15 protein-coding genes are annotated in these 14,498 nt (G+C 52.4%); 3 read left to right on the top strand and 12 right to left on the bottom strand.

Features of this window, described 5'->3' with window-relative positions; genetic code table 11:
- Window position 1 precedes the first annotated feature (1 nt).
- The 7 genes from map to FBF26_00845 form a co-directional block, all read right to left on the bottom strand.
- The gene (gene map / locus FBF26_00875) at window positions 2–769 is read right to left on the bottom strand and encodes a type I methionyl aminopeptidase (GenBank protein ID QJU09818.1); all 768 of its coding nucleotides are present in this window, start codon (window positions 767–769) and stop codon (window positions 2–4) included.
- On the bottom strand, window positions 757–1,308 hold the full coding sequence (locus FBF26_00870) for an oxidoreductase (protein ID QJU09817.1): 552 nt from the start codon (window positions 1,306–1,308) through the stop codon (window positions 757–759). Before FBF26_00870 ends, map begins: the two co-directional genes overlap by 13 nt.
- A gap of 23 nt (window positions 1,309–1,331) precedes the next feature.
- On the bottom strand, window positions 1,332–1,790 hold the full coding sequence (locus FBF26_00865; GenBank protein QJU09816.1) for a GatB/YqeY: 459 nt from the start codon (window positions 1,788–1,790) through the stop codon (window positions 1,332–1,334).
- The gene (locus FBF26_00860) at window positions 1,790–2,008 is read right to left on the bottom strand and encodes a hypothetical protein (protein ID QJU09815.1); all 219 of its coding nucleotides are present in this window, start codon (window positions 2,006–2,008) and stop codon (window positions 1,790–1,792) included. The genes FBF26_00865 and FBF26_00860 overlap by 1 nt, the downstream gene beginning before the upstream one ends.
- A 137-nt stretch (window positions 2,009–2,145) precedes the next feature.
- Window positions 2,146–2,742, bottom strand: coding sequence for a hypothetical protein (locus FBF26_00855; protein ID QJU09814.1), 597 nt, complete (start codon window positions 2,740–2,742; stop codon window positions 2,146–2,148).
- Between the two features lie 198 nt (window positions 2,743–2,940).
- The gene (gene recJ / locus FBF26_00850; protein QJU09813.1) at window positions 2,941–4,578 is read right to left on the bottom strand and encodes a single-stranded-DNA-specific exonuclease RecJ; all 1,638 of its coding nucleotides are present in this window, start codon (window positions 4,576–4,578) and stop codon (window positions 2,941–2,943) included.
- Window positions 4,578–4,880, bottom strand: a complete 303-nt coding sequence (locus tag FBF26_00845; protein ID QJU09812.1) for an ArsR family transcriptional regulator — start codon at window positions 4,878–4,880, stop codon at window positions 4,578–4,580. The genes recJ and FBF26_00845 overlap by 1 nt, the downstream gene beginning before the upstream one ends.
- 166 nt (window positions 4,881–5,046) lie before the next feature.
- Between FBF26_00845 and priA the strand changes: the two genes are divergently transcribed.
- From priA to fmt, 3 genes are read left to right on the top strand one after another with little or no spacing between them, the layout of a single operon-like run.
- The gene (gene priA, locus FBF26_00840; protein ID QJU09811.1) at window positions 5,047–6,990 is read left to right on the top strand and encodes a primosomal protein N'; all 1,944 of its coding nucleotides are present in this window, start codon (window positions 5,047–5,049) and stop codon (window positions 6,988–6,990) included.
- A gap of 23 nt (window positions 6,991–7,013) precedes the next feature.
- Window positions 7,014–7,589, top strand: coding sequence for a peptide deformylase (gene def / locus FBF26_00835; protein QJU09810.1), 576 nt, complete (start codon window positions 7,014–7,016; stop codon window positions 7,587–7,589).
- A 1-nt stretch (window position 7,590) separates the two neighbouring features.
- Entirely contained in the window at window positions 7,591–8,466 is an 876-nt protein-coding gene (gene fmt / locus FBF26_00830) for a methionyl-tRNA formyltransferase (protein QJU09809.1), read from the top strand.
- A 33-nt stretch (window positions 8,467–8,499) separates the two neighbouring features.
- On the opposite strand, the gene FBF26_00825 is transcribed toward fmt, so the two are convergent.
- The 5 genes from FBF26_00825 to FBF26_00805 form a co-directional block, all read right to left on the bottom strand.
- Window positions 8,500–8,949 (bottom strand): hypothetical protein, encoded by a 450-nt coding sequence (locus FBF26_00825; protein QJU09808.1) that lies wholly within the window; start codon window positions 8,947–8,949, stop codon window positions 8,500–8,502.
- A gap of 220 nt (window positions 8,950–9,169) precedes the next feature.
- A complete protein-coding gene (locus FBF26_00820; protein QJU09807.1) occupies window positions 9,170–10,744 on the bottom strand; it encodes a hypothetical protein in 1,575 nt (524 codons plus the stop codon).
- Between the two features lie 245 nt (window positions 10,745–10,989).
- Entirely contained in the window at window positions 10,990–12,756 is a 1,767-nt protein-coding gene (locus FBF26_00815; GenBank protein ID QJU09806.1) for a translation initiation factor IF-2, read from the bottom strand.
- A 69-nt stretch (window positions 12,757–12,825) separates the two neighbouring features.
- Window positions 12,826–13,896 carry a S1 RNA-binding domain-containing protein gene (locus FBF26_00810; protein QJU09805.1) on the bottom strand — a complete coding sequence of 357 codons (1,071 nt, stop codon included), beginning with the start codon at window positions 13,894–13,896 and terminating at the stop codon, window positions 12,826–12,828.
- A gap of 122 nt (window positions 13,897–14,018) precedes the next feature.
- On the bottom strand, window positions 14,019–14,459 hold the full coding sequence (locus FBF26_00805; protein QJU09804.1) for a hypothetical protein: 441 nt from the start codon (window positions 14,457–14,459) through the stop codon (window positions 14,019–14,021).
- Window positions 14,460–14,498 lie beyond the last annotated feature (39 nt).

The following is a 14,498-nucleotide window of genomic DNA, read 5'->3' as shown; positions in this document are numbered from 1 at the left end:
CCTAGAGTATCGTCAAAATCTCCGCACCCGTCTCAGTAATCAATACGGTGTGTTCAAAATGTGCACCCAAACTGCCGTCTTTCATGCTAATCGTCCAGCCGTCGTCCTCGGTCACAATTTTCTCGCTGCCGAGGCTAGCCATCGGCTCGATGGCAATTGTGTCGCCTGCGTGCAGCACCAGCCCGGTACCGCGCCGACCATAATTTGGAATCTCTGGACTCATGTGCATTTCTAGCCCCACACCGTGGCCAACCAGCTCGCGAATGATACCCAATTTGGCTTTCTTCAACACCGCTTCCACGGCTGCCGAGATATCGCCAACGCGCGTTCCCTCGCCAGAAATCGCATCAATTCCCGCATACAAACTCTGTTCCGTTGCGTGCAGCAAATGCTTCTTAGCGCCGCGCGGCTCTTCGTCAATCACCATAGTAAACGCGCTATCGGTTTTCATACCGCGGTAGCCGATCACCAGGTCAAAACTCACCACGTCGCCTTTCTCAAACACATAGTCTGTCGGGAACGAGTGCACCAATTGCTCATTAGTCGATACGCAGATCACTCCTGGAAATTTCACTTCATCCGTCAAATACGTTGCTTCCGCACCAAAATCCTTGATTCGCCCGGCCGCAAACTCATTGACATCCAATTCACTCATACCAGCCGTTACCCGCTGGCGCAACTCGTCATAAATCGTCGCCAACATCCGCCCGCATTCGCGCATATCCTTCATCTGCTGCGGCGTTTTCTCACCCGTAATTAAAGTTGGCATGCGTACGCCACCTCTTCATAAATCCGGTCATGTACTTCACCAGCCGTCCCGACGCCGTCCAGATGGACAATCCTAACGCCTGCCTCAGCAAAAATCCCCAACACCGGATACATTTTTTGCCGATAAATCGTCATTCGCCGGGCAATCGCCTCTGGCGTATCCTCCAACCGGCCACGCTTTTCTAGCCGCCGCATAATTTCCGCCTCCGGCACTTCCAGTGAAATCACCGTATCAATCTTCTCACTCATCCGTGCCATATACTCATCCAGCCATGCCGCCTGTTCTTTCGTCCGCGGAAAGCCATCCACAATGATATTTGGATATTTTTTATCGCGCGCATCCTGCACCGCCTGCTCAAACACTTGGTAAATCAACGCATCGCTCACCAGCTCGCCCGAGCGTAAAATATCAATCACCGCCGGATCATTACTTCGGCGCAACATCTCGCCGGTCGATAGCCATTTCCAACCCTGGCGCGCTGCCAACATCTGCCCCTGCATACTTTTACCAGCCCCCGGCGGCCCAAACAATAAGATCATCCTTTGCTCCTTTTTCTGTGTTGTTATTGTTTTGCTAGCGTTTCTTTGGTAATTTTCGCAATCAAGGCGCCGTCAGCCGCATTGCCAGCCTTAGCCTTCACCGCACCGATCACCTGACCCATCTGCTGCATCGTCGCACCCAAATCAGCAACCGCTGCCTCGACCATTACCCGAATCTCATCCTCGCTCAGCTGTTTGGGCAGATACTCCTGTAAAATAGCTGCCTCCTTCTCCTCTGGCTCAGCTAGTTCCGCTCGGCCATTTGCCCGGTATAATTCGGCACTTTCTTTGCGTTTTTTAACTTCGCGGGCAATAACCTTCTCGACTTCTGTATCGTTTAGGCCCTCGTCGCGCTTACCGAGCGATACCTCCTCATTAAGAATTGCCGCCTTCAAACTACGTAGGACGTCACCCCGAAAACGATGCCGCCCTAGAAGAGCGGCTTTCATCTCATCAGCAATACGCGCTTTTAGCGCCGACATTAACGCGTTGCTCCCATACGCATCCTGGCTGTTTTCTCGGCCCGGCGCTCGCGGCGAATAATCGCTTTCTTGCGGCGCTCAACCTTGGAAATCGGCTTGGCAAATCGCATCACCGATTTTGCCCGTGCAAGGACACCGCTCTGCAGCACCTTGCGATTAAAGCGACGAATCACATTCTCGTTCGCTTCCTTCTGATCTTTACGTGTTACTTGTACCATACTTCCTGCATTATAACAGATGAGAAAATATTTGACAAATTAGCATCTAAGATCGGTTAGACTGAGCACGAAAAGACGCCACCCGATATTTATCCATGCGGCGTCCGGCAACTATATTTTAGCCCAGCCAACTAAAGCTACTCTTCTCCAGCGGTTTGGCTATCTTTTTTGTATGTTGCCTCAAACGCACCTCTTTCAATAATATATCTCTCTTTTTTACCATCACTGTTCTCAATTTGACTTTCTACAATTATGCAATTAGCCCCACCTGTCTGTCTACCACCCCACGGCGCATCAATGACAATCTCTTTACCCTCTGGGTTCTCCATGCACTTCACAACATTTTTAGGCAAATACTTGCCATTAGCGGCTACACCATTCTCTTCCGTAAGTGGCTCATAGAGGTTACGAAAATCTTCGGCATTTATGACATAACGCTCGCCTTTCTTGCCCGTAACGATTGCATCACCAGGATTCGCTGTATTAACCGTCTCAACTCGCTCTGTTCCGTCTTCTTCTGTGATAACTGTTTCTACCTTCTGAGTGGTTTCTGAAATCTCAACCTCAATAGCCTTATTGGGATCTTTGATCTTACTGTAAGTCTCTTCTACTTTAGAAAAATCTAATGTAGATAGGTCCAGATAAACTGGTCCATCCTCCCTACCGATCTCGGCCCAATTAGCAGCGTTTGGATTTGGACTTCCATTGCCATTATGTTCATAACTTTGTGTCATGTTTGTTTCCTTCTTGCATTTAGCAATTTTATATTATGAGTTCATGCTACTCTCTTTTTTGTGATTTGTCAAGTTACTGACATTGCCCGAAGGGGATACACGGCCTCAATGCATAACGTCGTTGCTAATTTAACAACAAAAAACTGCTGCGCCCAAGCAACTGGTGATCACCCTCAAACAAAAGTTGTAATTACCACATCAATCCAACAAAGCCATGTGAACGAGCCGCCCCTCAACCGTCCGCACCCCCTGCCATTCGTTGATAGTTGGCTGAAACCACGCTACCACCTCGTCGCCTGGCTCGCAGAAAAACGCCTCGGGCGCATTGAACGCCAGCATTTGCAGCGCCTTGCCATTTTGGTCGCGCAAAGTCAGTTTAACGTGCTGCCCATCCGCGCCCATCCGTCGCGCGCTCAACACGCTCGCTGTAGTGATTTTTACCACAGGATCGGGATTACCGTTACCAAATGGCTCCATTTTCGCCAGATTTGCCACTAACTCCTCATCAATTTCCGAAAAATCATCGATTTCCACGTCAGCTCGCGGCAACAAATATCGCTCTTGGTGTGTGAGCTGTAATGAATCATAAAACTCATTCACCCGCCGGCGAAAATCGCTAATTTTTTCGGTCGCCAGCGTCACGCCAGCCGCCGCCCCATGCCCGCCGCCTTTGATGATAATATCATCCGCTGCCCGTACGGCATCCGCCGCTGAAAAATCACCAAAGCTGCGCGCCGAACCCGTTGCCTCCTCGCCACGCTCACCGATGATAAACACCGGCTTGTTATATTTCTCCACCAATTTCGACGCCACAATGCCGATGACGCCGTGATTCCAGCCACCACTACTGACCACCAGCACACGATCATTCGCCAACTCCTCAGCCTGCATGCACGCTTCCTCAAAGATCGTATCCTGAATACCGCGCCGCTTAGTATTTAACTCCTCTAACTTCTCACTCGCCTCCAGTGCCGCCAGCCCATCACGCGCCACCAACATGTCCAACGCGTGCTGCGCCGTCTCCAGCCGACCCGCTGCATTCATTCGCGGTCCCAAACCGAACCCCAAATGCCTGGCATTAACCTGCTCTGGCTCAATACCCGCCACCGCCATCAACGCTTTCAATCCTGGACGTTGTTGTTTTTTCAACACTTCTAAGCCCCAATAGACATTCGCCCGATTTTCATCAGCCAACGTCACAATGTCGCAGACTGTCCCCAGCGCCACCAAATCGAGCAGCCATTTTTCATAGCCATCAGGCAGCCCGTCCAATTCAGTCTGCAGCGCCTGCACCAACTTAAACGCCACGCCCGCCCCACACAAATCACGAAACGGATACGTATGGCCAGGAAACTTCGGATTCACCGCTGCCACGCTCGGCGGCGGCGTCTCGGCCACATTATGATGATCCGTCACCACCGTATCAATCCCCAAGCTAGCAGCATATGCAATCTCCGCATGGCACAAGCTACCGGTATCTACCGTCACGATCAAATCCGCGCCCATATCGCACACCTTGTCCACCGCACCCATGGTCATGCCATAACCCTCAACAAACCGGTTCGGGATGAAAGCGTCAACGCCCTCAAAACCAAACTTACCAAACGCATCCAGGAGCAGCGCTGTGGCGCTCAGTCCGTCAATATCATAATCACCGTAAATGACAATTTTTTCGCCCTGCTCCCGCGCTTGTTTCAGACGCGCTACCGCCTTTTTCATGTCCGGCAGCAAAAATGGATCATGTTTCACCGCTGCATAATCCGGCTGCAAAAAAGCCTCGCGTGCTGACCGCGTCGCGAGACCCCGCGCCGTCAAAATCCGCTCAAATAAGGTCATCAATCTCTATCAACCGAGCCGCGCTTCGGCCGGGCCGCATGTTGCTGCGACTTAATCACCATACTCTGTAATTCCTTGAAAATCGGGAACTGCTTGTTCGTAAAGTATGCCCGCGAATTACCCTGCTTCTCACTCCTCAGGAAACCAACCTTCTCTAGCCGCTTGAGCTCGCGCTGAATGTTACCGGGATCTTCCTTGATCAACTTCGCCAGACCACGGACATGCGTATGAAAATCAGGATACTTGGCATACACAACTACGATTTTGCGTCTCACTCGTGATGTAATAAAAATGTCAAGCATTCTCTCCCCATATTCCCTTTAGCTACCGCTCAGTGTATCACAATTTTACAACATCCGACAAGCTTTTTTCGACAATTATACGCCCTACACCCTCAGCATACGTGCTTACACCCTAAAACGCTCATGATTATATTCAACCAGCCAGCGCGGTATAATAAGGCAAGACATGTACTACTATTTGGTATCACCGATCAAGATCATTCGTGCCGATGCGCATTCGTTTACCTATGCACACCCCGAGCGGCTGCCAGTCGGTGCGCTGGTCGTTATAGAAGTTGGCTCAGCTCAGTGCGTCGGCATCATTATGTCGGCAGTCGTCAAGCCCGAGTTTACGGTTAAAGAAATTGTCCAGATTTTAGATGACGCTCCCGTGCCGCTACCGCTCATCCAGACGGCTCTGTGGATGAGCAGCTATTATCATACGCATCTCGCAACCGTCTGGCAAACCATCCTGCCACGCGGTTTAACGAAGAAGCGCCGCCACATACCCGCACGCGCCGCCAGTCCGCAGGCCTCACAACCACCGACAACAGCACTCACGCCCGACCAGAGAGCCGCCATCACCGCCATTGACGACATGCTCCCTGGTAGCGCGCTGCTACATGGCGTGACCGGATCTGGCAAGACGCGTGTCTATATTGAACTCGCCCGGCGGCTGATGGACGAGGGCTTATCATCAATTATTCTCGTGCCAGAAATTGCCCTTACCTCACAGCTCGTTACCGAATTTGCGAGGTATTTCGACAATATCGTCCTCACCCACTCGCGCCAGACCGAAGCCGAGCGGCACGTGACTTGGCAACATGTTATCAATTCACGCGACCCGCTCATCGTCATCGGCCCTCGATCGGCCCTGTTCATGCCCGTCCAGCAGCTGGGCCTCGTCGTCATTGATGAATGTCACGAACCCAGCTTCAAACAGGAGCAGTCGCCCCGCTACTCGGCGCTGCGTACTGCGGCCATTCTCGCTCGCCAGCATGAAGCCAAGCTCGTCCTCGGCAGTGCCACCCCTACGATCAGCGATTATTTTCTGGCAAAAACCGCTGGCCGGCCCATCATAACCATGCCCACACCCGCCCGTTCAGACGCCGTTAAACCGCGCGTCTCGCTGATCGACATGACCAAGCGTGCGAACTTTACTCAGCATTTTTTTCTCTCTGATCAACTACTCTCGGCTATCACTGGCTCGCTGAATGATGGTAATCAAGCCCTCGTTTTTCACAATCGCCGCGGCACCGCCGCTATCACCCTATGCGAACAATGCGGCTGGAACGCCGGCTGTCCGCGCTGTTTTGTGCCACTCACCCTCCACGCCGACCAGCACCAGCTCCTCTGTCATATCTGCGGCTTCAGGGCGTCCGTCCCTACCAGCTGTCCCGAGTGTCATCATGCCGATATCATTCATAAAGGCCTCGGCACCAAGCGCATCGAAGCGGAATTACGCAAGCTCTTTCCCACAAGCACCATCGCCCGCTTTGATGCCGACACGACCGCCGACGATGCGGCCGACAAGCGCTACAACGAGCTCAAAAACGGTTCAATTGACATCATCATCGGCACCCAGGTTATCGCCAAGGGCCTCGACCTACCACACCTACGCACTGTTGGTGTCGTCCAAGCCGACGCCGGGTTGACATTGCCTGACTTTTCCTCAAGCGAGCGCACCTTTCAACTGCTGGCCCAAGTCGTTGGCCGCGTTGGCCGCTCTCATCACGCCACCGACGTCATCGTCCAGACCTTTCAGCCGGATCATCCTGCCATCCGCGACGGACTCGCTCAAAACTACACCGATTTTTACACCCGCACTATCGCGCGGCGACGCGCCACCGACTTTCCGCCATTTGCCTATCTGCTCAAATTAACCTGCGTCTACAAAACCGAAGCCGCCGCTATCCGTAACGCCAAAAAGCTCGCCCAGACACTGCAAGCGGCTGCCCCGGCCGATGTACGCATCCTTGGCCCAACACCGGCATTTTATGAGCGCATCCGCGACACGTACCGCTGGCAGCTCATTATTAAAAGTCCCCGCCGCAGCGACCTTGTCAGCCTCCTTGATCTCGTACCACCCGCTCATTGGCAGGCTGAGCTCGACCCGACCAGCCTCCTCTAGTCACCTGTGGTATAATAATCACAATGACTAAAGACGATATCATTGCCCTACCAAATCCGCATCTCCGCCAAAAATCAGCTAAAATTCACGTCATCACCGACGAGGTGCGCCAGTTATCAGCCAATATGATCGCGGCCGCTCTTGACTGGGAGGATTCTCGCCCCCACGAGATCAGTGCTGCCCTCGCCGCCATCCAGGTTGATCATCTCGAGCGCGTCATCATCGTCCGCAGCGACTTTGACGACAAAGCTACTCGCGAATTCACCACCCTGATCAACCCCGAGATTGTCAAATACGAGGGAGAAATTGTCGCCGATTTCGAAGGTTGCCTCAGCGTCAAGCACGTCTACGGCAAAGTTCCCCGCCACTCCAAAATCCGCGTCAAAGCTCTTGACCTCGATGGCAACGAAATTCGCCTCAAGGCCGAAGGCTTCCTGGCCCGTGTTATCCAGCACGAGATTGATCACACCAATGGCATCGTTTTTATCGACCATATCCGCGACCAGCACGATGCTTTTTACACGCTTGATGATTCTGGTGAATTACAGCCGCTTGATTACGAAGTCGACATCAAAGATAATTCTCAGCTGTGGGACTAACATGCCACCAATCATCTTTTTCGGCACCGAAGCGTACAGTCTAATCGCCCTTAAGGCACTCTACGAGGCAGGATTTGCCATTCGCGCCGTTATTACCAAACCCGATATGCGTAGCGGCCGCGGCCATAAGCTCACCGAGCCACCAGTCAAAACCTTTGCCCGCCAACATGGCATCCTCGTCTGGCAACCCACCAAACTCCGTGACCTAATCCCCGATATCACTGCCCTCCAGCCTGTCGCCGGCGTCCTCGTCGCTTACGGCAAAATCATCCCCCAGTCAATCATCGACCTCTTCACTCCCGGCATTATCAATCTCCACCCTTCGCTACTACCAACATGGCGTGGCCCTTCACCGATCGAGGCGGCCATTGCACACCAAGACTCAGAAACTGGCATCTCCATTATGCAACTTGACGCCCAGATGGACGCTGGCCCAATTTACACCCAACACCGTCACCCGCTCACCGGCACTGAAACCAAACCACAGCTGTATGATGAGCTGTTTGCTGCCGGCAGCGACCTACTCGTGCGCACGCTGCCAAGCATCCTTACCGGTACGCTTCAGCCGACCCCGCAAAACGATGCCGAGGCCACATATTGCCAGTTGCTATCCAAGGAGATGTCACTTATTGACCCGACCGTAATGACCGCAGCCACCGTCGATGCCCATGTGCGGGCGTATCTCGGCTTTCCACGTAGTCGTCTGCGTATTCATGACCATGAACTCATTATCACTAAAACTCGCGCCTCAGACGCCCCAGAATCGCCGCTGAGCGTCAAGTGCTGTGATGGACGATACGTAACCATCCTCGAACTGATCGCCCCAAGCGGCAAACAAATGACCGCAGAGGCGTTTCTCCGCGGCCATCAAAACTAAGTTCATAGACCAAGCAGCCAAATCAAAATCGCTCTAAGCTTGCCCCGGCGCCGAGGATGCACCCATGCCGCCTAAAATAGCCTCGCGGTTAGTTATGATCTCCTTCTTCAGTTCGTCCATTGTCGCCGCTACCACATCGCGATAATCAGGCCGATTTACCTCTAGCCACTTCGTCGCCGCAAACTCGTCTTTTAGACCCGGATTATTCGGATCAGCCTTGGTCGCCTGCACCAGCCGCCGAAACATCGGCTCCTGCTGGTAATTTGGCGCATGTTTGGCGAGAAACTCATCTACCGCACCCGGTGCCTTATCGATAATGTTCGCAAACTCATCCAGCTGCGCGTCGCTCATCCCCTGACTCAGCCGCTCGCCGACCCGTAGCTCCAACTCACTATAAATATGCTGCAAAAACGGCTTCTTCTGCTCATCCGGCAGCTGATCTAGTCCTAATTCTTTCAAAAAATTATCGTCTAGTTGGAACATATCGTCTCCTTTGCTTCACTGCTCTTCATTCTATTATATCAATTCTTCATATTTATACCAACTCACTAGCGATTGCAGCCAAGAGACCCGACCCATAGCCGCTAAAGATCTCACTCGATATGCCTACCTCTCTACAAAACCTGCGCTTTTGCCCTGCGGCACTCTCACCTCTTTCCTGCGTTTGTTTTATTTGTTAGATAGCTCGTTATTATACGGCTCATTAATGCCGTACCGGATGGCCCCCCCAGCCAAATATCTTCCTTATACTGGCTGCTCCCTTTTTTTCCGAGCCATTTTTCAACTCAAGGTCACTCCCCTGTTGCTTCTGCTTTGGGTCATCGCCTTCTCGCCCTGGATCTAGTTTGGCTGCTTCACCATCTCTATCAACAGTCAGGCGCGGTGGCTTATTATTCTGCCACCATGCAAACTCATCAAGTAACTTCTTTTCTTTTGATAGATGAAACTTTCTCACTTGCTCTGACAAGGAGGGCTTGTCAAGTTTCTCCTCCGCCTCCTCGAGGGCAGTAATAACATCACGCACTTTACTGAACCACGAGATCAGATCATATTTAGAGGCATCTTCTTCATAGCTATTCAGAAATTCTTTATGCTTTTCATACTCCTGCTCGTAAGCCTCTCTCAGTTTCTTGACCTCGGCAACTGTTGTCAAGCGATTCTCTCTAGCACTATCATTCAAAGATACTTCTGGCTTCACAGCGCTAGACCGTCGTGATTGCTCACTATTATCCGGTCCGCCTGAAGCACCGCCGCCAAATATATCAAGCTGCTTATTAATCTTATCAATCATACCGTCTACTATTCCAATACGATGTAGCAGCCGACGCCCCTTTTCACTTTTCTTATCTTTAAGATCATCATACTCTTTCTGCAAAGCACGTCGCCGGGCCTCTAATCGACCGCGGTGATCCTTCAGCATCTTGATTCTCTGCTCCTCCTCGGATGGCTCACCTGCGCTCTCCGGCCCGCCTTGACCACCGCCGCTCTCACTGGTCGCCGGTGCTGGTCGTCCGCCAGCTTTCAATGGATCAGTAGCCGAACTGTCGAGAGCGTCGTTTAGACCCTTCATCAGCTGTCGCACTTCACGCATCAGTGCAGCTTTGCTTACGGGATCAATATTTGGGTTGCTAATAACTGCTTGCGCGTCGCGCATAAAGCCAACGGCTTCATTCATCAACTCTTTTTTTCCAGACCCTTCCCCTTCACTACCTGAAGCCCCCTCTGGCCCCCGCACCGGCCTCACTGGAGCTGTTGGCACGGTCTGGGTTGGCTCGGACTGTGCTGCTGGTGCAGACTCTGGGGCTTGAGGTGTAGCTGGGAAAGAAAGGGTTCGCCGGCTGGCTGCTTTGGTGGCTTTTTCTTTAGCGATATTTTCGGCGTTATCCATGATCTTAGTAAGCTGACGGATACGTTGGTCGATGGCTTCTTGGCTCAGATCGTAGGTTTCGGCTCGTTCAATGAGTCTTTGGAGGATCTCGTCTTGGAGATCATCAGCCATGGTCTTGTCGCCACGAGCAAGGGCTTCTCCGGCAGCGGTTGCGAGGTCAGTGAGACTCGTGGCCTCACGCTCACGGCGTGCTTCGTTGAGGGTTCGGTCGTAGAGGTCTTCTTCGGGTGGAAGTAGGTTGCCATTTGGATCTTTGCCGTATTCGTCGGGGCGTTGGTTGAGGTAGGCTTCCAAGTCATCTTGTGCGAGTTGAGCTTCTTCCAGTTGCTTTCGTCGGGCTGGGTCAAAGAGTGCTTTGGCGTCGAGATTGTAGGCGTCAAGTTTTCCCATAAAGCGAGGGTCTGAGTCTACGTCTAGGGTATATGACGAGGAGGTTGCGGCCTCTGGGCCGAGAGACTCAGGGGAGGATGTTGGCAAGCGGTTTGGGTTTTGAGGCATTGTGGTGGTTCCTTTCTGGGGGGATACGATGGTCGGCATTTTTGCTACCGACTAGCTTATGTTTTGAATGGTAGCAGATTTAGGGGGGAAAGTCAATAGATTGCTGCCCGTCGGACAGAAATATGATAGATATTGTCCTACAGCGTCTTCTTCACCAACTCCCGCGTAAAGAACTCCAGCGTGTCACCTTCCTCGACAACAACTTTTCGCGTAGTTTTGAGGCTGAGCCCGCACATTTCACCTTCAAACACTTCTTTGGCTTCCTGATGTTGACGCTGAACGGATGATACTTCAACCTCGGCGATGTGCTCATCGCCGCGCTTCAGACGTGCCAACAGACCCTTATAAACCTTACCCGTCATCATTTCACCACCAGCGATCACCTCTTCGCGCACCGTTCGGAACACGCCCTTAACACTCAGCTGGCCGACCTCGGTCTCGACGACCTCTGGGGCCAGCAGTGCTTCCATGGATTGCTTGGCATTATCAAGTAGTTCATAAATCACCCGGTATAGTCGCACCTCAACGTGCTCACGCGCCGCCAGACGCTTCACTGCCGGCGGCAACTCGACATTAAAACCATAAATGACTGTGTTTTCGCCAACCGCCAGGTGAATGTCATTTTCTGAAATATTACCAACCCCGCTACCGATGACATGTAGATCCACCAAGCCGCCCGTATCAATCAATTTCAGACTATCAATTACTGATGTTAATGACCCCTGAACATCAGCCTTGATGAGAACATTGAACGACTCAGCGTCATGCTGCTGACTCATCATTTTCAAAATATCCGAGCTGGTGACATTGGTGCTGGCAGCCATTTTTTCCTGCTCTAAGCGCGCCGCCTGCGCCAAATGCCGTGCTTCTTTCTCGTTTTTGGCCAACCGAAAACTATCCCCAAACTGCGGCAGCTCCTTAAATCCAGTTACATTAACCGGTGTGCTTGGGCCCGCCATTTTCATTGTCTGACCACGAAAATCCGACATTGTCCGTACTCGACCGTACGCCGTACCAGCCACCAAATAATACGCTGGTTTCAGCCGACCGTGCTCGACGAGTAGCCCGACCACCGCGCCGCGCCCGGTTTCCATATGTGCCTCAATCACCAAGCCCTCGGCTGGTACGTCCTCATCCGCCCGCAGATCTTCCATGTCTGCCACCAGTAGCACCATATCCAGTAGCTTATCTAAATTCTGGCCAGTTTTAGCGCTGACTTCTACCATCACCGTATCGCCGCCCCACTCCTCAGGGTTGAGGCCATGCTCAGATGCCAGCTGGGTTTTTACCAGCTGCGGATTGGCGGTATCTTTGTCAATTTTGTTGATCGCCACCACAATTTTGGCATTAGCCGAACGGGCAAATCGAATCGCCTCGACTGTCTGCGGCTTGACACCGTCGTCCGCCGCCACCACGATGATCACCACGTCGGTCAGCACCGCGCCGTGCTGCCGCAATGCTGCAAATGCCTCGTGCCCCGGTGTATCCAGCAGCGTAATCATCCGCTCGTTATGCCTCGTTTGGTAGGCGCTAATGTGCTGCGTAATGCCACCGGCCTCGCCTGCGGCGGTCTTGTTACCCAAAACGGCATCCAGCAAGCTCGTCTTGCCGTGATCAACATGCCCCATCACTGCCACAATCGGTGGACGCGGCACTGCCCGTTCCGACAGCGTATGCTCCACACGCGCATGACCAACGGCCGCTTCCTTTTTCTTGAGCGTCACCTCGAGACCCAGCTCCTCAACAATAATCGACGCCGTCTCGAAGTCCAGTCGCTGATTAATCGTCGCCGCGATACCATTCTTAAACAGCTCGCCGATGAGCGTCGTGACCGGTAGATTCAAGGTAGTAGCGAGCTCTCCGACGGTTACTGAATCTGCAATTGCGACAATCTTTTCTGTCATCTGCTCGTGCTCCTTTCATCGCCCGCGTGACACCTCGGCGAACTGTTTACATTACTCTTTTTCTATAGGCTATTTTTTCTTGCCGCCAGCCAGCGACAGTGAAATCTTGCGATTATCTTTATCAATTTCGAGCACGGTAAAGGTCTTGCGCTCATTTAATGTAAAGACTTTCTCTGGGTCAGTCCCATCGCCACCCAGCTCCGAAACATGAACGAGAGCCTCGACGGCCGGACTCAACTGCACAAACGCGCCAAACGGCGTAATCCGCGTGACCGTACCTTCGACGTCCTCACCCGACTTGAACTGCTCCACCTCATCAAGCCACGGATCTTTCGTCAGCTGCTTCATACTCAAGCTGAGGCGCTCCTTGTCGATGGCGATAATCTTTGCCTCCACGGTCTGGCCAACCTTGACGTAATCGCTCGGATTGTTGACCCGCTCCCAGCTAATTTCTGAGATGTGAATCAGGCCTTCAATTCCCTCAACATTCACGAATACACCAAAATCTACCACGCCAGTTACGATACCCTTGACGGTATCACCAACTGACAACTTCTCAAACCGCTCCGCCAAGCCCTCTTTGATGGCCTCTTTTTCGGAAAAGATGAGCTTGTTCGCCTTGCGATCAGCGTCCAAAATCCGGACGCGAATTTCCTTGTTCACCAGCGTATTCAGCCGCTGCAAGATCTCATCCTTATCGCTTGAACCAACTCGCGGGTAATGCTCAGCTGACAGCTGCGATACCGGCAAGAAACCGCGCACCCCTTCATATTCAGCCAACAGGCCGCCACGATTGGCGTCGTACGGCGTCACCGTTACAATTTCACCGCTCTCCAATTTGGCGGCGACCTCGTCCCAGCCACGATCGCGCGCCGCTTTACGCATGCTCAAAAGTGAATAACCGTTGTCCAGCTCAACCTCGACAACACTCGCAGTTACCTCGTCACCTTCGGCGTAATTGTTCGACATGCTCACCTCGCGGCGCGGCACCAAGCCAACGCCCAAAGGCCCCAGATCAATCAGAACTTCGTGTTTCTTTATTGATAAAATAGTTCCGTGCACAACCTCGCCCGCGGTCAGCTGTTTCACGGAGTCGCTCGCCTGAGCAAGCAGATCGTCCATGGTCAATGGATTTGCCATACGTCCAAATAGACTCCCATATTACGTTAATATTCTTATCCAAGCGGCCTGCCAAAACAGTCACCTCTTGGAGGTCTCGCTTTATTATATCGTAGATAACGCCTCGAGTAAAGAGAAGGAGGCTAAACTACCAACATTGACCGACGATAAGCAAAGCCCGCAGCCACAATCAGTCCCAGCACAAAGCCAACTGCCAACGAGTCAGCCGGCCCAGTTGCTGGTAAGCGGGATGACCCTCGGCTATTGTTTTGAGCTGGCGGCGTTGGTTGATTCTGCGCGTGTTGTTGAGGCTGCTGCGCGGACTTGTTTGACTCAGCTGAAGAAGTGTCTTTTTTCTCATCGCTCTTCTCGTTCTTCTTTTTGTCGGCCGATTTATCGTCAGGCTTCGTGTTGTTCGTCTCTTTTTGCTGCTCACTCGTCGCAGCATTTTCCGTCGATGAGGCGGCCTGGTTCTGTGCTGATAACTGTCGCAACCCGTATAACGTTGCCAAAGCGATCGCCACCAAAATAACCCCTACGATCACGTAGATTACAACATATCCTCGCTGGCGGTTCTGCTTCATACTATTATCTCCCTGACGTTACTAATACTTACTGTACCA

The sequence above is a fragment of the Candidatus Saccharibacteria bacterium oral taxon 488 genome (assembly GCA_013100825.1).
In the GTDB taxonomy this organism is placed as follows: Bacteria; Patescibacteriota; Saccharimonadia; order Saccharimonadales; family Saccharimonadaceae; genus Nanosynbacter.
The sequence above is the reverse complement of the archived record's forward strand: the minus strand, read 5'-3'. Positions and strand labels throughout refer to the sequence as shown.